This is a genomic window from Rheinheimera sp. F8, assembly GCF_001518915.1.
In genome coordinates this window covers 642,405-662,638 of the sequence record NZ_CP013656.1, presented here as the reverse complement: position 1 = coordinate 662,638, position 20,234 = coordinate 642,405, and the positions used below count along the sequence as shown (strand labels likewise).

Sequence of the window (20,234 nt, the reverse complement as noted above, 5' to 3'; positions counted from 1 at the left end):
GTTATGACAGGGAAGACCACTGATGGCATATTCAGCAACGCAAACCGAACGCGCAAACCGCCGTTTTGAGTCAGCGCTTTTACTGATAATAATTATTGATCTGGTTGTGGTGGGCCTGTGGTGGTTTAGCCAGGATCCGACATTCAGCGCCAGCTACCTGTCAGTCGCACAAGCCGCAGCGTTGCACACGACGCTCGGCTGGTTGCTACCGCTATTCGCCATCCTGCTGCCACTGACCTTGTTCTGGCAACTGCGTGACAAAGCCCAATTCGCCCAACAGATGCAGAACAAGCTGGCCAGTACTTTTGACGAAGCTGCTGTAGGTCTGGCGCACGTGGCCGTTTCCGGCCATTTTATTCAGGTTAATCAGCGTTTTGCTCAAATGCTGCAATACGAACCTGCCGATCTGGCTGGCAGCACTTTTCAGGATCTGACCCACCCCGACGATCTGGCTGACGATTTACAGCAATGTGATGCGCTGGTCCGGGGCGAGCGTGAAAGCTTCGAGATGGAAAAGCGCTATCGGCGGCGTGATGGTCTGTTTATCTGGGCTCACTTGTCCGTCTCATTTCACCGCAGCCCGGATCCTCAGCAGTGTTATTTTGTCTCGGTGGTCGAAGATATCAACGCGCGCAAACAGGCACTGATGGCACTGCAGGCCAGTATGGCGCAAGTGCAGTTGCTGCTGGATGCCACCGGCGACGCTATTATTGGCGTTAATCGCAATGCTGAAATTACCTTTGTAAATCAGGCAGCTCAGCAGCAGCTTGGTTATGCCAATATCAGCCAGCTGATTGGCTTACCACTGCAAACCCTGGTCAGCAAGCAAAAAGCCGCGTTGGCACTGTGGCGTGAGATCCATAAGGCGCTGGAACAACCGCAACAAATCAGTGGCGAAGCTGACCTGTTTATCAATCTGCAGGGCGACACCTTGCCGACAGCCTATCGTGCCATTCCGGTACCGCGTTCGCAGGACGGCACTGTGTTAGTCATTTGCTGGCAGAACATTCGCGAACGCAAGCAACAGCAAATGAAACAACAGGCGCAGAGTTATTTGCTGCACCGTTTGTTGGACGATGCGGCACTGCCAGATCTGCTGACTGAACTGGTGAAATTTATCGAACAACAACTGCCGCATCTGCGCGGCTCGATTTTATTGGCCGATTTACCCAATCAGGTGATGCGGGTGGCCGCAGGTCCCAGCCTGCCGGCAGATTACAATAACAAAGTCGACGGATTGCCGATCCGCTATGGCAATGGTTCCTGTGGCACTGCAGCAGCCACCGGCCAGCCGGTGTATGTGGCCGACGTACACAACGATATGTTATGGCTGAATTTTCAGGATCTGGTGGCGCCGTATGACTGGCTGCAGGCGTGCTGGTCCACCCCATTTTTTGATACGCAGCGGCAATTGTTGGGCACTTTTGGCATTTATCTGGCAGAAAAACGTGACCCAACCCCGGAAGAGCGTGATTTAATCCAGTTTACCGCCAGTCTGGCCGCGTTTCTGGTGGAGCGCAGTGACGCCAAAGCCCGGCTTGAGCTGTTTTCCAAAGCGATTGAACAAAGCCCGGTCGGCGTTGTGATCTGCGGTGTAAATGGCGATATTCAGTATTTTAATCAACGTTTTATCAAGCTCAGCTCTATCCCTGCGGCGTTACTGGACGAGTTACCGCCGCTGAAAACCATTTTGCCAGATGACCAGCAGGGGTGGCTCGACAGTGTGTTACCGCAGTTAAAAGCCGGCCATCAGAAAGTCAGCCGGCAGGATCAGCGCCAGTTACCGGACAATACCGCACTCTGGCTGGAAAGCTCGTTATATGCCATCGTCGACCGCAAAGATCAGGTCACCCATGTGTTGCTTGAGCTCGAAGACATCACGATGCAAAAGCAAGCCGAGCAACACTGGATAGAAAGCGAATTAAGATTTCGTACTCTGCTTGATAATACGCCGGAGATCTCAGTACAGGGTTATGAGGCCGACGGTACAACCTTTTACTGGAACAAAGCCAGTGAAGTGTTATATGGCTACAGCAAAGAAGAAGCGCTGGGCAAAAGTTTGCTCGACCTGATTATCCCAGCCCCAATGCGACAAGATGTCAGCACAGCGGTCAGGGCAATGGCAGAATCCGGTGTGCCATTACCTGCTGGTGAGCTGATGCTGCAACGCAAAGGCGGCGAACCTGTACAGGTGTTTTCTGGCCACGCCGTGGTACAGCTGCCGGGCCGGCCGTCGCAAATCTTCTGTATGGATATCGATTTATCAGTGCGCAAACAGCAGGAAGCCAACTTACGCCTGGCTGATGCCGTATTTAACAGTAGCCGCGAAGGCATTCTGATCACCGATATCGATGAAGTGATTATCTCAGTGAACCCGGCGTTGGTCAGGTTATTTGGCTACAGCGACACCGAACTGATAGGTCAAAGACCCGCCATTTTGCGCTCAGGGCAACACAGCGACGAATTTTATCAACAGATGTGGCAACAACTGCGCGAGCAGAACTATTGGCAAGGCGAAGTCTTTAACAAACATAAAGACGGCAGCGTACTACCTGTACAGCTCAGTATCAGTGCGGTGTTTAATGAAACGCAGCAAATCAGCCATTATGCGGCAGTCTTCACGGACTTATCTGAGATCCGCGCCACTGAAGCCGAAATGATGTTTCTCAGTGAACACGATGAACTGACGCATTTACCTAATCGGCAACTGTTCCTGCAAATGGTCGATCAGGCACTGAAAATCGCGCGCCGTGATCAGCTGTTTTGCGCGGTGCTGGTATTGGATCTGGACCACTTTAAAGACGTCAACGATTCGTACGGCCATCGATATGGCGACGAATTGCTGTTGCAGGTGGCCAGCAGACTGAAACAGAAAGTACGGGATATCGATGTGGTCGCCCGGCTGGGCGGTGACGAATTTGCCATTTTACTGACTTCGTTACTGCAGGCTGAAGACGCGGCAGTGGTTGCGAACAAACTGATCCAGCATATGGGCGCACCATGGAACCTCAGCGACGACGTGGAGATCACGCTCGGTGCCAGTATTGGCATCGCGGTATTCCCGGATCATGGCGACAACACTACAGTGTTATTGCAGGGTGCTGATGCGGCGCTGTACAAAGCCAAAGCGGCAGGGCGCAATACTTTTACCTTCTATTCAGATGCTTACACGCTGGCAGCGCGAGATCGGCTGACCGTAGAAGCGCAGTTGCGCAAGGCGATCAAAGCCGGTCATTTACGCGTATTTTACCAGCCGCAGGTCGATATTCTCAGCGGCCGGATCATGGGCGCAGAAGCGCTGGTGCGTTGGTTTGACCCGGAACAAGGCATGATTTCGCCGATGCGCTTTATTCCGATCGCCGAAGCCTGTGGGCTGATCAATGAGATTGGTGAGTTTGTGCTGACAGAGACCTGCCGGCAGGGTCAACAGTGGCTGGAAGCCGGCTTGCCGAAATTGACCTTGGCCGTCAACGTGTCACCCGCCCAATTCAAACGTTTTGATATGCGTAAACAAGTCACCCAAGTGCTGAATGACACCGGATTTCCGCCGCGTTGTTTAGAACTGGAACTGACCGAAAGCGCCCTGATGGAAAATCAGGAAACGGTGGTGCAGGTGCTGGATGAGTTGCGCGGTCTTGGCATCCGCCTGGCAATCGACGACTTTGGTACTGGTTATTCGTCGCTGGCTTATTTAAAACGCTTCCCGCTCGACGTGTTAAAGATTGATAAAAAGTTTATCGACGATATTCCGCATAGCAAAGACGATATGGCGATCGCCACCGCGATCATCGGTATCGCTCACTCACTCGGCTTTAAAGTACTGGCGGAAGGCGTAGAAACCGCACAGCAGCTGGAATTCCTGAAGCAACAACGTTGTGATCAGTATCAGGGCTATTTCTGCAGCCCGCCGATCCCGGCCGATAAGTTTCAGGTCTTACTGGAACAACAACAAAGCAAACAAAATATCCACCTGGTGTCCTGAACGACAGCAGGTGGATACCGGGCAACGATTCAGCGCCGGCGTTGCCAGCCGCACCACAGTAAAAAGCTCAGCAAACTCAGGCCAAAACTGCCTCCGGAGGACTGACTGGCCGCCGGTTCCGCTGGTGTAACGACCACTGGGGCTGTCACACTGATATTGATTGTTTTCTGCACTTGCTGCCCGGCACTGTCAGTCGCCAGCGCCACGACGGGATAGGTGCCGGCCGCACTGAAGGTTACGCTGACACTGTTGCCGCTGAGCGTCTGGTTATTCACCGTCCATTGCACACTGCTGATCGCGCCGTTGGCGCTGCTGGCAGTCGCATTCAGGTTACAGCTCAGCGCCTGACAACTGTGGGTAAGTTCCATCACAGGTTCAGCATAAACCTGCAGCGTTTTACTACGTGATTTTGCCGGTGGCGGCGCTGATATATCCGCTTTCACGGTCAGTGCCGGTGTATAGCTGCCTGGGGCCGGGAAGGTAAACACCGGGTTGGTGTCGTTGCTGCTGGCGGTTGCAGTGAACAACCAGCTGAATTGCAGCGATGCTGCGGCATCCCGCACTGTGGTGTTGCGGAACTGGCAACGCAGGAACTGACATTCCACGCTGAAATCCGGCTCTGGCAATACCAGTTCCACCGGCGCGGTCACAGTAAAATACTGCGCATACACAGGTCCGGTATTGCCGGCGCTGTCTTTGGCGCGCAGGTACAGCGTATGGCGGCCTTCACTGAGGTTGGTTACATCCAGCAAATGGTTGATGTTTTCACTGGCGCTGTCGTATTTGCCATCGGCAGCTTCGATCGCGACAGTATTTGCCCCAGACACCTCCGGCCACTGATCGAGTGTCATTTCAACCCGGCTGATTGGCTGACTGGCCACGCCGCCACTAAAACCGCTGGACTGATTGTCGCGGGCCACTGCTTTGAGCTGCAGCAACTGATTACGCGGAATATTGCCCGCCGAGGTATTCAGACTGAGTTGCGTCAGATCCGGCCCGGCCGGCAGCAGATAGGGGGCGGTGTTGACCCGAAGCGCGTAATACAAGGCTCGCAGGTTGTCCGGCAACACGTTCGCTTCGTAGTTGGCGCAGCTTTCAAAAAACGCCGTGCCAATCTCAAAGGTGATCGCTGCCACGCCAAGTTCGCCATAACTGACCCCATCACTGGTGCCATCGGTTGGGTACAAACCAATCGACTGGGTCGGCACATAGCCATTAAACCAAGCGAGCCGGTGGCCAAGTGCTTTTAACGCTGTGCCGTTGGGCGCTGGTGTTTCTGTATCGCCCCAGGGCCACAACACCAGCTCACTGAAACTGTGGATGTCGAGATGAATACCGGCCGTGTCAGCTGGGGCAGCATCAGTGCGCGCTGGCCCGCGTTGATCCGGATACAGACTGCGCGCATAAGCCTGCAGCGCCTGCACTTCCGGTTCGGAACCGGCACTGACTCCGCGATAGGTCAAATCACAGCTGTTGGCACTGCTGCCGTTGGGAATACTGAACCAGCCAAAACTGAAGTTCCGGTTCAGATCAACACCAAAAGTACTGCTGTTACAGGCTGTGTCATTGATGTTTTTACGCCAGGACACGCCGGTTTCAGCAATTTTCCGGCCTTCCGGATTGGTCTGCAGCACCAGGTGCACTTCATTTTGCTGCAGCATCCAGTCCACATCGGCATCGCTGCCGGCTTTGCTCAGCAAGTCTTTGGCAAACGCCAGTGTCAGTGCCGCCGTGGCATATTCGCGGGCATGAATAGCGCTGTTGATCAACAGTTTGGCTTTATTGACCGGGCCGGCTTTGCGGTTGCTGATCTTCAGTACATACAGGTCGTAGCCGTTGTTATTTTTGCTCTGGGACCAGCCGCTACCAATCTTCTGCCAGCTGGCATAATCGGGATAGTCCCGCACCAGCTGTTCGGCCTGACTGTAGGTTGCTTCGACTGTGGCATAGCAGGGGAAACCTGGGATCGTCGTGGCGCTGTCCGCTAAGGCCTGCGGCTGAATGGCGCTTTGTTGTTGCTGCCAGACATATGCCGGGGTGATAGACACCGCATGCGGTGCCAGCCGGGCTTGCGCCTGCGCATCCAGTTGCAGGATCAGCGTGCTGTCCTGCCAGCGACCGGCCAGCAAGGCATCATGCAAGCTGATTGCAGCGAGCCGCGCCTGCGCCGGGTTGGCAAACCGCACCTGCATGGCGTTGTCATGACTGAGTTGCTGTAAATTGGCCAGCTGTGACACTGACTGATGTGGACTGGCGGCCAGACCGCTGATCAGGCTGGCAGCAACAACAGATACCGATGACAACAACATAACGCGCCCCTTGCCGATAATTTAACCTGAAGTTAACACGTTGTCAGGCGCTTGGAAATCTCAGAGCCAGCCTTTTTGCTGCGCGATGCGCGCCGCCTCGACCCGGTTCACTGCGTTGAGCTTGGCCATCGCTTCAGACAGATAATTGCGCACAGTACCCTCGGCGATAAATAACAGCGTGGCAATTTCGGCGGTGGATTTGCCTTCGCCAGCCAGACGCAGCGCACGGCGTTCTTTGTCGCTGAGCGGATCCTGCTCCCCCAGCGCCAGCAGCGCCAGTTCACTATCGATCACCCGCTTGCCGGCCAGCACTTTATCGATGGCGGCCAGCAAATCGTCGACCGGCGCGTCTTTGAGTAAAAACCCGCTGACGCCACAATCCAGGGCCCTGCGCACGTAACCACTGCGGCCAAAAGTGGTGATCACAATCACTTTGATTTTACTTTGTTGCTGCTGCAACCAGGCGGCCAGTTCCAGCCCGCTGCGGCCCGGCATTTCGATGTCGGTCAGCAACACGTCAAAATGTTCTGCTTTCAGTAATTTCAGCGCACTGTCGCCATCGGCGGCTTCCACCAGTTCATGGCTGCTCGACAGGCGCAATAAAGACGCCAGCGCCCCGCGCACCATCGCCTGATCTTCAGCCAGTAAAATTCGCATGTTCAGTTCCTTTTGGCAGCCAAATCTGTAACTTACAGCCGGCATCCAGTTGATAATCCAGTTTTGCCTGCAAGGCGTTCAACCGCTCAGTAACCCCGGTCAGGCCATTGCCAAAACCAAAACTTTTTACTTCGCCGTTGTCGGCCACTTCCATCAGCCAGCCGCCATCCTGCTCGCGAAAGCTGATGCGGCAACTATCGCCTTTACTGTGACGCAAGATATTAGTGACCAGCTCGGTCAGCACCAGGATCAGCGCCGATTCTTCCCGCGCCGCCAGTTTCGGTACTTCGCCGTCCAATGTCACGGCGAACCCATGTTCACGCAGGCGCTGCGCCAGATTGCTGACTTCAGCCAGCAAGCCCTTATGTTTATAACCGGAAACGGTCTGGCGCACCTGCGACAATGAATCGCGCGCCACCTGCGCCAGTTCAGTCAGATGCTGAGCCGCATCCTCAGCTTTACCGGCTTTGAGCAGAGCCTTCGCCAGATCGGCCTTCAGCACAATACTGGACAAACTGTGGCCCATAATGTCATGTAAATCGCGGGCGATACGCTCGCGCTCCACCATTTGTGCCAGCTGCGTGATCTCTTCCTGACTGCGTTGCTGCTGGCGTAAACGAATTTGCCGTTGTCGCTCCAGTAAACCAAAACTGGCCACCGCCACCAGTAACAAGCCGCCATACAATAAGAAATACGGCCCTTTAAAACCCTGCCAGCTATTCAGTGCCACCATGATCAGCAGTACCGCAGTCACCGCGGCAATCGCCTGACGCAACGGCCAGGCAAAACCAAGGAAAAAACCGATATAAGCAAATAACGAAATACTGCCGGGATTCAGCGGCGTTACACCGACCGACAACGTCAGCATCGCCAGCACCGGCCAATGCATCTGCCGGGTCGGCACCCGGTACGCCCAGAAATAGCACCAGATAAAGACCAGCAAAACGGCCACCGCCACCGCAATTTGCCAGGGTTCCAGCGGCAGATAAAATAACGGTACCAGATAAAACACCAGGTTCACCAGATACACCCAGCTCCACTTGCCATCCAATTGCACCGACATCCCCCGCCTCCCGAGATCGCACCGCATAGATTGATGGCCCCAGCTTAACGCAGACGTTACTCCGGCAACAGCCTGGTCTGTCAGCGGAAAGGGATGACATTTGTCATAGCCGGCGGGTCAACACAGGGTATTCAGTATCGTATCGCCGAAGCCGTTCCAGGTTGAATTTGCCCGGCGGTCGACAATGTACGGCGACGCTTCGCTTGCCGCTACCGACTATCCTGGTCGAAAGGTTGATGTACAGTGAATATTCAAAGCTTTCCATTTTTGCAGCTGGGGCTATCTGTGGATGTCCGGCATTACACGTAATAACATCATCGACAGTGCCATTGCCAAACAATGGCACTGTCCTGGACTTTGAGTTACATCAGTCATGGCGTGACGATCAGAGTCGAAGCAGCAATTCACTCAGTGTTTCTTGCTGACGCGATGTCAGTGGTGCGACAAACTGACTGGCAAAAAAATGGCACGTTTGTGCAGCTTCAGAATAAATCTGCTGACCGGTGTCTGTGAGCTGAACCAGACTGACACGGGCGTCGCGCGGATTGAGCGCTTTTTCCACCAAATGAATTTTCTCCATCGGTTGCAACAAGCGGGTGATCCCTGAGGCGCTCAGGCTTACGGCGCCAGCCAGCTCGATCCGGCTGAGACGTTGCTGTGGTGCTTCATGCAGGCGGTGTAAAATACAAAATTCAGTGAAACTGATACCATGCACACTCAGTTGCAGATCGGCTTTTTTCACCATTTCAGACCAGAGCAAAGCACTTTGCAGCACCAGCCCGAGTGCAGTATTTGTTGTTTCCATTGATTTTTCTGTAATTCCCGATTATCCGACAAGATGCAATATTGCATGATCAATACTTGACTTGTCAACCATCAATCATGCATTAATAACGCTTTAGAATAGGCCTGAATCTTTTGCCGCGCCCGTTGGGCTGCAGGTCAGTAATATCGGTTTAACCGCAGAAACTCAAAAACAATCAGTTACAACGTGGCTTTTGTGTGAAGGGCTGCAATGCATTACTTAACCGTCACGTCCGCCGGTAGCAACGGATTTTCTAACGTGATGCGGCTGCGTTGTTCCAGCTGTAAATGCTGTAACGCCGCGCCGAAGTAACGCTGGAACAACTTGTCGAAACTGCCGTCCCGCTCGGCTTGTTGCAGGCCTTGCAGCAGCGCTGCTGCCAGTGCTTGGTTGTCTTTGGCGACGTAAAACCAGGTGGCGGTTGGGTAGACCAGCAGCAGGTGCGGGTCGATCATCAGATCGGGGTTAGGATGTTTGTGCAGCTCCTCGGCGATTTCCAGCACTGATAGCGGGAAGTAGTCAATGCGTCCGCGTTGCAGCATGCCGTACAGGCCATTGGCGTCACTGCTGGTAGCAACGAGCAGGCCGTTGTGGCGCAGGATCTGGGTATCACTCCAGGTCAGGAACTGGCCGGCACTGAGTCGGCTTAAATGTTGTTTGCTGTGAATACCCCGCAATATGTCGGGGCTGTGGCGGTTGATCAGTGCGACGCGCCAGCCGTTGTAACCGCGCAGAATAGGAAAAGGTACGCCGCGATAACGTGCCAGCCGCTCGCGGCTGACGCTGCCAAACAGCACATCAATGCCTTGGTGGGCGTTCATCAGATCAAAAGCGCGTTGTTTCGGTAAATCGAGGCCGGATGCCTGCAGTTCATAGGTCTGACCGTTGGCGTAACTCAGTGCCAGTTGCAGTAATTCGGTGTAATAATCCCGGCGCGTGTGGCCGCCGTACAGCACTTTCTGCACAGCCTGCTGTGTTGGCCCAGACTGCGCTGTATCAGCGTTGCCGGCAGCAGCCACACCAGGCATCGCGATGCCGCAGAGCAGCAGGCATGTGCGCGCAAACCGGGGCAGATGGATACTGAACAACATTGCCTCCTGCCGGTGCATCCAGCGATGCGGACCAGGCTGACCAAGAACCAGCGTTATTATGTCGCAGCGACTGTGTCAGCACCAGTGTCGCTCGCCGTATCGCCAGTGGTATCTGCGCTGCCCACCGGCAATTGCAGCCGGGCAATGGCGCCGCCACCGGGCCGCTCCAGCTGCAGCAGTTCACCGCCATGCTGATGGGCCACCCGACGTACGATGGCCAGGCCAATGCCGTGATGGGACACCAGATCGTCGCTCGGTGCACCGCGATGCCAGCCGGCGCCGTCGTCGCTGATGTCAATCAGACAGTCGGCGCCGTCGAGGCGTAATTCCACCCACACCTGCTGCTGACAATACCGCAGCGCATTACTGAGTAAATTCGACAACGCTCGGCTTAACAACTTGCGGTCGGCCTGGATGGTCAGCCGGATGTCGCCTTTAAGCTCCAGCTGATGCTCAGTATTGGCGCGGAATTTATCCAGCAGTTCCGCCAGCAAGACTGCCAGTTCCACCTGACTAAGCTCTAAATCGGCGCGAAAATCCTGCTGCGCCAGTCGCAGATAATCATAAATATTGTCTTCAATTTCCTGCAGATTGCGTTGCACCTGGGCGTACTGGCCATCGTTCATCTGCCGCTCCAGCCCCAGCATGATAAAACGCAGCCGCGCCAGCGGCGTTTTGATGTCATGGCAGACAGTGTCGGCCATTTCCCGTTGCAGCATATTCAGGTTGGCGATGGTCTGGTTCATCCGGGTCAGCGACCGCGCCAGCGGCTGCAGATAGGATTGTTTGCTCAGGCGAAAATCCGGCAGATGGCCGAGTTTGATTTCCTGCAGCGCACTGACGCGCAGCGTTTCGACGTCTTTAAACACATTCCGGCTGAACCAGAACAGTGCCAGTAGCAGCAGCACCAGAAATACGTGTACCAAATCGATACTGAAATCTGCGCCTTGCGGCATATTGAGCTGACTTAAACACATCAGGTCGCCATTGGTCATTTCGGCGCACAATGACGCTTTGCCCTCGCCGTCACGTAGCACTTCAATGGCATAGCTGACACCGGGCTGCGGTTGCCACAGCGTTTTGGGGATCAGTACATACAGACTGCCGGCGCAGTCATCATCCAGGCTTAACCGGCAATGCAGCTGATGGTCGGCCTGACTGTGCTGATAGACGTTATGCAACATGGTCTGGGCGGCGACAGTCATGTCATCGCGCTGATACACCCAGCTGTACAGCTGGTTCAGGCTGAAAAACAGCAGCAGCACCACCAGTACCACACCGAGGTAAAAGCGTAATAAAGTCGCGCTCATGACGACTCTCCGGCGTCGCTGGCACAGCTGATACTGTAGCCCTGTCCCCAGACATTGCGGATATTCCAGCGCGGGTCGACTTGCTGCAGCTTTTTCCGCAGTCGTGACGCGCGGCCATCAATAGTGCGATCCGCACCGTCATATTCACGGTTCAGCTGTTCGCGAAACAACCGCTCACGGCACACCGCCAGCGGAAAATGCTCAACCAGGCTGATCAGCAGCTGCAATTCGGCATTGGTCAGGCTTAACGTTTCGCCAGCCAGTACGACCTGACCCGCCAGTTTGTCGATGCGTAAATTGGCATGCTGCAACAGTGGATTGGCCACCACGTTTTGTTGCGGCAACGGCAGAAACACGCGGATCTTGGCCAGCAGCACCCGCGGATCGATCGGTTTAAGCAAATAATCCTGCGCACCCAGCTCCAGGCCCTGCAACTGCGAAGCGACTGTGGTTTGCGCCGTCATAAACAAAATCGGCCCTTTAAACTGGCTACGAATTTGTTGAACCAGCTCAAAACCGCTGCTGCCTGGCAACATCACGTCGCAAATAATCAGGTCAAAGCCTTGACTGGCCAGCAGTTTTTTTGCTTTTAACGTATTGCTGCAACTGACCACTGTGTAGGCTTCGCTGTGCAGATAATCCGCCACCAGCCTGGCCAGTTCCTGATCATCTTCGACCAGCAGGATATGTTGTGTGCCCATCACATGCCCCACCGGCTGCGTTTCAGCAGCTGATCACCGGCGTTTAAATCAATGGTCAGCACTTTGACCTGGCGCTGTGCCAGCACCGTGGGGCTGTTAACAGCGCGCAGCACAAACTGGCTGTTTTTATGCAGTTGTAACGGCAGCTCCTGTGAAAATACTGCCGGTCCACACAACAGCGGTGTGTCGGGCTGATCTGATAAGTACAGGCAGGACGGGCTGGCTTGTTGCCAGCGCACTTTGAGCGTGACGGCGCAGTTGTGGTTTTTCTGCTGCACACACAGCAGTGGCGTCAGCACAAATTCAGCAGCACAGGCCGAGCCGGCTGACAGCCACAGCGCCGGCAATAACAGGATAAACAGCAGCGGGACACGCATCTGTCAGGAACTCCCCACAAGCACAGAGCAACAATCAGCGAATGTTATTAGTTGTACCGGTGAATACATTACTGTGCAAGAGGGCGGCGCGGGGGCGGGCAGAAGAGCCGGCAACAGCACAGACACTACCGGCAGGCAGCGTCTGGCTGGCTGGTCTGAAAATCAGCGATTAACCGAGGATGTTGCGTAGCGTCTGTTGGACCTGTGCGACGCTGGCATGCGGTGCTAAACGCAACGTGCGATAGCTGTCGCCGCGGAAACTGCGGTCGACTTCGACTAGCACCAGCGTGTCAGCACCATCCGGAATAAAAGATAATTCGACTTCTTTAATGCCGGACAGCCACTGCCGCGGCCGGAATTCAAACTCCTGATAACAACCGCTTTGGCTACGCTTGCCCGGTACTTGCAGATAACCTTTTTCTACATCGACTTTTTGCAGCTGATATCCCAGCTCCAGCATGGCACTGATGCAATTGAGTACCAAAGGCGAGGCGTCAATGCGCAATAAATCGTTATCCGATGGGTCGAGCGCCATCGCAATATCGGCCTCGGTACACAACCAGACTTTACCGACAGTGTGATGCGGCAGATGCGTCACCGGCAGCTCGGCACTCAGACGTAAATCAAACGGCAGCTGGTGCCGGGCACCGGCTTCGACCAACATCGATTCACTGAGACGAAAACGTTGCAGACAAAAATTCTGATAATGCTCGCCATTGTCGGTTTTCACTTTCACCCGGGTCATCAGTGCCAGGCTGAAGCCATTGATTTGCTGCGCGACCGCACCGCCCTGGATCAGGATCTGACCACTCAGGCTGCCACCCGGCACACACTGATTATTGGCCAGCTGCGTATCAATTTTACAGGCGCCGATCCCGGCAGAGGCAAGTAGTTGTTTTAACATCATATAATCCATTTACACCTGAAGAGTTCATCACTGCAGTTTATTTATGGCCGCAGTCATGCTTTCACAAGTTGCGAATGAGCTTTATTTGTTAACAGATTTTACTTTTAAGGCAGATTGCAGTACAAGACTGGAAGTTTCCCGCTGTCGCCTGAGGTATTTCAGATGTTACCGTCACAGCTTTATGAAAGTTTGCCCTACTTGTATCTGGCGGCCGGCGTAGCCTGTTTTGCCTTGTTGCCGCACCCGATTGGGGCCTGGGCCGGCGTTTTGCTGATCAACGCCGGCGCACTGGTCTGGATCATGCGGGCCGAACGGCGCCGGCTCAATCATAAATCCGGCGGGGACGGCGTATGGCATATACCGTTCTGGTTGTATGAGCTGCAGCCATTTGTTTATTTTGGCGGCGGGACTTTTCTGTTTTTCCGTTTCGACAACGAATTTTTGTATCCGTCAGCCTTTATCCTGTGCCTGTGTGGCCTGCTGATTTGGCGGTTACGTTACCAGAGTCGGTTTAAAGAATAACCATGCAACACTGCCGGCGTTGGCTGTCACCACAGCGCCGGCAATTCAATCCGGCTCCAGCCGGAACCCGCTTGTTTGTGCACTTTAATTTGCACCGGAATGCGTTCCTTCAGTGCTTCAACATGGCTGATGATGCCAATCATTTTGCCGCCTGATTGCAGCTGATCGAGCGCCGCCAGCGCGCTTTCCAGCGTGTCGGGATCGAGCGTACCAAAGCCTTCATCGAGGAATAACGACTCCAGCCGGGTTTTATGGCAAACCAGTTCCGACAACGCCAACGCCAGTGCCAGACTGACCAGAAAACTTTCACCACCGGACAGAGTTTTAGTGTCGCGCGCACTGTCGGCCTGCCAGCTGTCCAGCACCTGTAGTTCCAGTTCGCTGTCAGCTTTACGCGCCAGCTGGTAACGGCTGTGTAGTTGTTGCAACTGCCGGTTCGCCAATTGTACTAACTGCGCCAGCGTCAAGCCCTGGGCAAACCGGCGGTATTTAGCGCCATCAGCCGAGCCAATCAGACTATTCAGCTGTTGCCAGTCCTGGTACAGCGCTTGCTGCGCCTGAATTTTTTGATATAACCCGGCCTGTTGCTGCGCCAGTTCCTGCTGTTGTTTCAGCTGCTGATTCAGCTCGCCCAGTTGCTGCAGCTGCTGTTGCTGTGCTTCAGTCGCAGTGCTAATCAGCCCCGCCAGATCAGCGTGCGCGGCATCCGCCGGCTCTGCCCCGCGTAGCTCTTGTTCCTGTTGTTGCGCTTGTTGTAATAAAGCGCTGGCCTCGGTGCGTGCCTGCTGGATCTGCTGTTGTTGCGTTTCCAGTTCGGCTTTTTGCGCTTCGCTGAGCTGCGCCATCAGATACGCCATTTCGCTGGCAACACCAGCCTGTTGCGCCTGTGCAAGCCAGTCCTGTTGCAACTGCGCACTTTGTTGCTGCCATTTACTCAGCTGCTGTTGTTGCATGGCGGCGCTCGTTTGCAACCGCTCAATCTGCTGTGCCTGCTGCTGACATAACTGCAGGCTTTGTGGCTGCGGTGGTTCGCTGCTGTAAGACAGCTCTGGCAGGATCACGGCCTGTAGTTGTTGCCATGCGGCAAGCTGCTGCGACGCCTGTTGCAGCTGTTGCTGTGTCTGCTGATTTTGCTGTTGCGCCCGCTGTTGCTGCTGCTGTAGCTGCCGGATCCACTGCAGTTGCGCGGCGCCTTGTTGCAACGCCTGTTGCAGCAGGGCCTCTTCGCCAGCACAGCCCAGTGCGCCAGCCAGTTGCTGTAACAGCGTTTGCTGACTGTTCTGTAGTTGTTCGACCTGCGTCGTCAGCTGTTGTTGTTGCTGTTGCAGAGTCCGGTACTGCTGGCGTTGTAACTCCAGCGCGCCTTGTAACTGCTGCAGCTGTTGCTGCGCCTGTTGTATTTCCGTTTGTTTAACGAGCTGCTGCGCCTGCAGCTGTTGTGCGCTGCTGGCCTGTTGCTGTAACACCTGGATCTGTTGCCGTAATTGCGCGACCGCGTCATCGAACAAAGAACTTTGCCCCTGGGCAAACCAATGCTGCTGCTCGTCGTTCAGGCTGGCCTGCAGCTCGCTCAGCTGTTGCTGCATCTGTTGCTGCTGGTGTTGCAACGCCTCCAGCCGCGCCGTCAGCGCTGCGCCTTCATTACTGAGTTGTTCCAATTGCTGGCGCAGGACAAGCACTTGCTGCTGCTGCGTGGACGGCTCAACGTGCTGATAATGCGTGACCGCTGGATGTTCAGCGCTGCCACAGAGCGGGCAGGCTTCACCGGCTTTTAACGCCTGCCGGTATTCACTGAGTTCTTTAATCAGTTGCTGCTGTGCCAGAATGGTTTCTTTATCGTTGAGGCTGGCCTGTAACTCTTTGTACTGCAAACGTTTTTGGCTGCGAAGCTGCTGCAGTTCCGCCTGTTCAGTCTGGCCGGCCTGTAGCTGCTGTTGTAGTTGCCAGCCCTGTGTGGCCTGCCGGGCGGCAGTTTGCAGTTGCTGTAATTGCGGATGCAGCTGATTTAGCTGTTGCTGCAATTGTTGAGGCGCCAGCAGCACGAGCTCGGCGGCCAGTTGCTGCGCCTGCTGTTGCGCGCTGGCAAGCTGCGCCTCTAAGGCAGGTAATGTCGTTTTGTGTTGCTCAGCTAGTGTCACGCAAGCCTGCAGCTGTTGTTCCAGCACGGGCTGCTGCTGTCGCAGCGCATCCAGTTGCTGTTGCTGCTGTTGCCAGCTGGTGAATCCGGCCTGGTGCTGCGCCAGTTGTGCCGCCAGCACGGTCGGATCCGGTTGCTGGCTCAGCTGCAGTGTCAGTTGCTGTAACTCAGTATCACTGTGCTGTAGCTGTTGTTGCAGGCTCTGGCTTTGCTGCTCACTGTCGGCCAGCCCCAAGGCCCGCCCGGCAGCGAATAACGGATACAGCTGCGCTAACCCGCTGTTGCTGCCAGCCAATTCCTGTTCCGCCTGAGTGCGTTGCTCGCGCAGTTGCAGTAGCTGCTGATAACCCGGCCGCAGCTGCAATACCTGTTGGTGCAGCTCCAGCTTGGCCAGCCCTACTTTGCCGGCTTCCGCCTGCGCATCTGCAGCGGCCAGCTGTGCCGCAGCGCTTTGCTGCAGTCCCTGGCTTTGCGCCAACTGGTGTTGCCACTGCTGCGCCTGCCGCAATGCTTCGAGACGCTGCGCGCTGTGTTGACTGTCCGCCTGCAGCTGTTGTTGCTGGGTTTCCAGCGTCGCTAGCTGTTCGGCAGACAACAAAGCGATGCCTTGCAGCTGCGCCTGTAAAATCTCCTGCTGTTGTTTCAGCGTGCGGCATTGCTCAAACACTTGTACCGATAACTGCCCGTAAATCTCAGTACCGGTCAGCTCTTCTAACAGCTCGGCGCGTTCATTGGCACTGGCATTTAAAAACGCGGCGAAATTACCCTGCGATAACAACATCGAGCGAGTAAATCGAGCGAAATCCAGGCCAGTCAGCTGCTCAGTTAATTTGAGTTTTTCATTGGATTTATCGGTCAGGATCTCACCGTCGGCACGCGCCAGTTCGACCTTTGCCGCCTGCAGGTTGCCATCCAAAGCGCCGCGCGACCGGCGCTGACTCCAGAAAGCACGGTACTGCTGGTCATGCACCGAAAATTCCACTTCGGCCATACATTCAGCCGTGTGGCGGCTCATCAGCTCGTTACTGGTCTGACTCAGCACTTTTAAGCGCGGCGTCTGATGATACAGCGCCAGACAAATCGCATCGAGCAGGGTACTTTTGCCGGCGCCGGTTGGGCCTGTGATGGCAAACAGGTTACTTTGCGCAAAAGCCGGATCGCGAAAATCGATAAACCACTCGCCACGCAGCGAATTGAGATTTTGTAAACGTACTGACAGGATCCGCATCAGACCGGCTCTCCCGTTGTGCTAACCACAGCATCTGCTTGTTGTAACAGTGCCAGCGCTTCCTGATGCAGCTGCTGCAGGCGCGTCTGCAACTCTGCCGTGATGTCTTCCTGTACCAAGCGGGCGGCAAACACATCGGCCGGCGTCAGCTCCTGCAGGCTCAGGCCACTGCCGGCGATAGTGGCTACATCGGCTGGCCGCTGCCGGCGCAAGCGCAATAAGTCGACCGGTAACAGCGCCAGTAATTGCTCCAGCTGCACCTGCACATCGGATAACAGCGCACTGTCGCCGGTCAGCACTAATTCCAGCCACAACCGCTGGCCGTCGGATAAGTTCTGTAATGCCGGCGCCAATAAAGCCGGCAGGCTGACCAGGTCCGATTTCAGCGACAGCAGCGGCTGAAAACCGGGTAAAGGCAGCGCTTCGACGCTGATATCCGCGGCGCCCAACGTAACTTCCAGGCAATATTTCTGCTGACGCGCTTCGTCAAAACTGAGCGCCAGCGGCGCACCGCTGTAGCGGATATGTTCAGTGCCACCTACTTTTTGCGCCTGATGAATATGACCAAGCGCCACGTAGGCAAAAGGCGGAAAACCACTGGCCGGAAACGCATCCAGCGTGCCGATATAAATCTCGCGCACCGACTCGCTGCTGCTGGCGCCAACCGTGGTTAAATGCCCAGTAGCGAGCAGCGGCAATGGCGTATCGGGCGATAACTCAGTGGCAAGTGTTTGCGCCGCCTGATACAGCTCCTGATACACCACACTGATTTGTTGTTGTAATTGCAGCTGTTTTTCACCGGCTTCAACACCGGCGCTGCTGCGAAAATCATCGCGCTGCGACAGATCCCGCGGCCGCAGAAAAGGCACTGCCGCCAGCACTGCGCCTGGCTTGCCGTCGCGATTTTTTAACACCAGCAGATGTTGCGACGGATCGCACTGATAACCGGGGATCACATGGGTATTGAGACAGCGCAGCAATTCGGCACTTTCTTTTAATACGGCGACTGAATCGTGATTGCCGCCAAGCACCACCAGCTGTACGCCAAGCGGCTGCAGATCAACAATCAGCTGATGATATAACTCGCGGGCATAACTGGGCGGGGTGGTGGTGTCAAAAATGTCACCGGCTACCAGCAACACATCAATTTGCCGTGCCTGGATGGTGTCACACAGCCAGCGGAAAAAAGCACGGTGCTCGGCTTCACGGCTTTTGCCGATAAAAAACTGGCCTAAATGCCAGTCAGAGGTATGCAGAATGCGAAGCATAAACCGGAAGATCCCTGTCAGTAGCGCGGCAAAAGTCTGATGATACCTGAGGCTCTAGCCATCGCGCAGCATCGGATACGTCAGCAGGGAAAAATGCAGCAGATTGACGGTAAAATGCGTCAGTACTGCCACTTCGATCCGGCCGCTGCGCTGGTAGGCCCAGCCGTAACCAACACTGGCGACTGCCGCGACACAGGCATAAGCCCAGCCGCCGGCAAGATGGACCAGACCAAACAACAGGCTGATCAGCGAGATGGCCAGCCAGGCGGCAGCACCTTCGCGAACTCCACGCCCTAGCAAAGCATCCCGCAGCGGCCGTTGCAACAGACCGCGGAACAAGGCTTCTTCGGCCACACAAGTCAGCAGCAGATTACAGGCGATAAAACTGAGCCAAAACTCCGGCAGTTTCGGCGCAGGCTGCACCAGACCAAAACCCAGCGCCAGACCCAAGGCCGCGATCACCGTCAGCGGCAAAACCGGCCAGAAACCACGCTGGTAGCGCAGCCACAAATCGCCTTGTTGCTGACTGGGCCACAACGCCAGCAACAGGCAAAAACCAGCCCAACCTTTGTCAAAATTGGCATAAAGCGTGTAAGGAATGGCGTCGGGCGTCAGTTGCTGCGCATCAACTAATAATGGGTTCTGAATGCCGGGCAGCCAGTGCAAAGCGGTCGCCAGCGCGAGCAGCACCAGCAGCACCCAGCCAGCGCCGCTGAGCCAACGCGGCGCACTGCCAAGCACCAGCCACAGCGCCAGCGCGGCTTGCAGCAACAATACAGCAGCTGCGCTGAGTGAGACCAGCCCGGCTTGCCAGGCCAGCCCTAACGCCAAGAAGGCAAACCCTAAAGGTCCCAGCGGCAGCGCACCGGCTGCCAGCCGGACCCGGAGTCCAAGCGTCAACATCGCCAGTGCCAACGCGATAAATGCAAACAGCGTCATGATATTCCTCCGTGAAAAACGCTGCCAAGCTTAACAAATTCAGCAATTTAGGGCGTGATTTTCAGGCGAACACCGTCACCGTTTGCCGGCTGATAGCGATTAACGAGCCATCCGGTGCCCAGCATTTGGCTTCGATATGGTGATAACCGTCGGCGCCATGTTCGATGTTGGCCAGATAAGACCACCAGTCACTGCCGCTGAATGTCTGGGTTTGTGGCAATAATTCCAGTGTCCAGGTCAGCGAACTGGCTGGTGCTGGTCCTGGCATCAGCCCAAGGCTAACTGGCGGCCAGGCGTCGACCAGCGCCAGCAGTTCCGGTACACCAACCTGCGCCGAAAATTCACCGCGAAAGCGGATCTGGCCACCGAGGGTACGGCTTTTGCCGCCACTGAACGGCGCATTGCCTTGTTGGATCTGATAATCAAAATGCCGGGTAAATTCCGGCGCCATCTCGCTGTCTGGCAAGCGGATCCCGGGCGTTTGCCAGTCGGGTGCACGCGGGGCCGCCACCTGCAGGGCCGACTGACGCGGCGCGCCAAAGCTGGCCAGTGCGACCAAAACGATCTGGCCTTGCTGCTGGATCTCGACCTGCGCCTGCACCACAGATTTCCCCTGCCGTAGAATCCGCCGGCGCAGCACCGCCTCACCACTGTTCAGCGGCGCAACAAAAGACACTGAGACGGAGCGCAGCGGAATAGCTGCCGGGATCGCGCCTTGCAGATGCGCCATGCCCAGCGCGGCCGCCATGCCACCAAAGACAGCGCGGCCCTGACCCCAATGCGCCGGCACCTCAATCACCCGCTCGTCGGCCGCATCAGCGGCGAATTGTTGCATCACATCAGCAAACTTCATGGTAAATTCCCCCGCTTTTCCCAGACCCCTGGTCTATCCCAAATTTTCGGGCACCAGCCTGCATTGATTAGTCCCGATAAGGAAC

15 protein-coding genes are annotated in these 20,234 nt (G+C 55.6%); 2 read left to right on the top strand and 13 right to left on the bottom strand.

What is annotated here, in order from left to right:
• The first annotated feature begins 22 nt into the window (after nucleotides 1–22).
• A complete protein-coding gene (locus ATY27_RS03020; RefSeq protein WP_208932686.1) occupies nucleotides 23–3,982 on the top strand; it encodes a PAS domain S-box protein in 3,960 nt (1,319 codons plus the stop codon).
• A gap of 29 nt (nucleotides 3,983–4,011) precedes the next feature.
• On the opposite strand, the gene ATY27_RS03015 is transcribed toward ATY27_RS03020, so the two are convergent.
• The 9 genes from ATY27_RS03015 to ATY27_RS02975 all read right to left on the bottom strand — a co-directional run bounded on the left by ATY27_RS03015 (nucleotide 4,012) and on the right by ATY27_RS02975 (nucleotide 13,211).
• Nucleotides 4,012–6,291, bottom strand: coding sequence for a M14 family zinc carboxypeptidase (locus ATY27_RS03015; protein ID WP_208932685.1), 2,280 nt, complete (start codon nucleotides 6,289–6,291; stop codon nucleotides 4,012–4,014).
• A gap of 60 nt (nucleotides 6,292–6,351) precedes the next feature.
• Nucleotides 6,352–6,948, bottom strand: a complete 597-nt coding sequence (locus ATY27_RS03010; protein ID WP_208932684.1) for a response regulator transcription factor — start codon at nucleotides 6,946–6,948, stop codon at nucleotides 6,352–6,354.
• Nucleotides 6,929–8,011 (bottom strand): sensor histidine kinase, encoded by a 1,083-nt coding sequence (locus tag ATY27_RS03005; RefSeq protein WP_208932683.1) that lies wholly within the window; start codon nucleotides 8,009–8,011, stop codon nucleotides 6,929–6,931. The genes ATY27_RS03010 and ATY27_RS03005 overlap by 20 nt, the downstream gene beginning before the upstream one ends.
• A gap of 385 nt (nucleotides 8,012–8,396) precedes the next feature.
• The gene (locus ATY27_RS03000) at nucleotides 8,397–8,816 is read right to left on the bottom strand and encodes a MarR family transcriptional regulator (protein ID WP_208932682.1); all 420 of its coding nucleotides are present in this window, start codon (nucleotides 8,814–8,816) and stop codon (nucleotides 8,397–8,399) included.
• Between the two features lie 215 nt (nucleotides 8,817–9,031).
• Nucleotides 9,032–9,907 (bottom strand): transporter substrate-binding domain-containing protein, encoded by an 876-nt coding sequence (locus ATY27_RS02995; protein ID WP_208932681.1) that lies wholly within the window; start codon nucleotides 9,905–9,907, stop codon nucleotides 9,032–9,034.
• Between the two features lie 56 nt (nucleotides 9,908–9,963).
• Nucleotides 9,964–11,217 carry an ATP-binding protein gene (locus ATY27_RS02990; RefSeq protein WP_208932680.1) on the bottom strand — a complete coding sequence of 418 codons (1,254 nt, stop codon included), beginning with the start codon at nucleotides 11,215–11,217 and terminating at the stop codon, nucleotides 9,964–9,966.
• Complete coding sequence (locus ATY27_RS02985) at nucleotides 11,214–11,918, bottom strand: response regulator transcription factor (protein WP_208932679.1); 705 nt, start codon at nucleotides 11,916–11,918, stop codon at nucleotides 11,214–11,216. Before ATY27_RS02985 ends, ATY27_RS02990 begins: the two co-directional genes overlap by 4 nt.
• Entirely contained in the window at nucleotides 11,918–12,295 is a 378-nt protein-coding gene (locus ATY27_RS02980; RefSeq protein WP_208932678.1) for a DUF3019 domain-containing protein, read from the bottom strand. Before ATY27_RS02980 ends, ATY27_RS02985 begins: the two co-directional genes overlap by 1 nt.
• A 169-nt stretch (nucleotides 12,296–12,464) precedes the next feature.
• On the bottom strand, nucleotides 12,465–13,211 hold the full coding sequence (locus ATY27_RS02975; RefSeq protein WP_208932677.1) for a sporulation protein: 747 nt from the start codon (nucleotides 13,209–13,211) through the stop codon (nucleotides 12,465–12,467).
• A 153-nt stretch (nucleotides 13,212–13,364) separates the two neighbouring features.
• Here ATY27_RS02975 and ATY27_RS02970 point away from each other — a divergent pair, with 153 nt between their 5' ends.
• Entirely contained in the window at nucleotides 13,365–13,724 is a 360-nt protein-coding gene (locus ATY27_RS02970) for a hypothetical protein (protein WP_208932676.1), read from the top strand.
• Nucleotides 13,725–13,750: 26 nt separating this feature from the next.
• Here the strand turns inward: ATY27_RS02970 and sbcC are convergent, their stop codons facing one another.
• The 4 genes from sbcC to ATY27_RS02950 all read right to left on the bottom strand — a co-directional run bounded on the left by sbcC (nucleotide 13,751) and on the right by ATY27_RS02950 (nucleotide 20,149).
• Nucleotides 13,751–17,089 (bottom strand): exonuclease subunit SbcC, encoded by a 3,339-nt coding sequence (gene sbcC / locus ATY27_RS02965; RefSeq protein ID WP_208932675.1) that lies wholly within the window; start codon nucleotides 17,087–17,089, stop codon nucleotides 13,751–13,753.
• Nucleotides 17,089–18,357, bottom strand: coding sequence for an exonuclease subunit SbcD (sbcD, locus tag ATY27_RS02960; RefSeq protein WP_208932674.1), 1,269 nt, complete (start codon nucleotides 18,355–18,357; stop codon nucleotides 17,089–17,091). The genes sbcC and sbcD overlap by 1 nt, the downstream gene beginning before the upstream one ends.
• 54 nt (nucleotides 18,358–18,411) lie before the next feature.
• Nucleotides 18,412–19,296, bottom strand: coding sequence for a CPBP family intramembrane glutamic endopeptidase (locus tag ATY27_RS02955; RefSeq protein ID WP_208932673.1), 885 nt, complete (start codon nucleotides 19,294–19,296; stop codon nucleotides 18,412–18,414).
• A gap of 61 nt (nucleotides 19,297–19,357) precedes the next feature.
• Nucleotides 19,358–20,149, bottom strand: a complete 792-nt coding sequence (locus tag ATY27_RS02950) for a thioesterase family protein (RefSeq protein ID WP_208932672.1) — start codon at nucleotides 20,147–20,149, stop codon at nucleotides 19,358–19,360.
• Nucleotides 20,150–20,234: the final 85 nt, after the last annotated feature.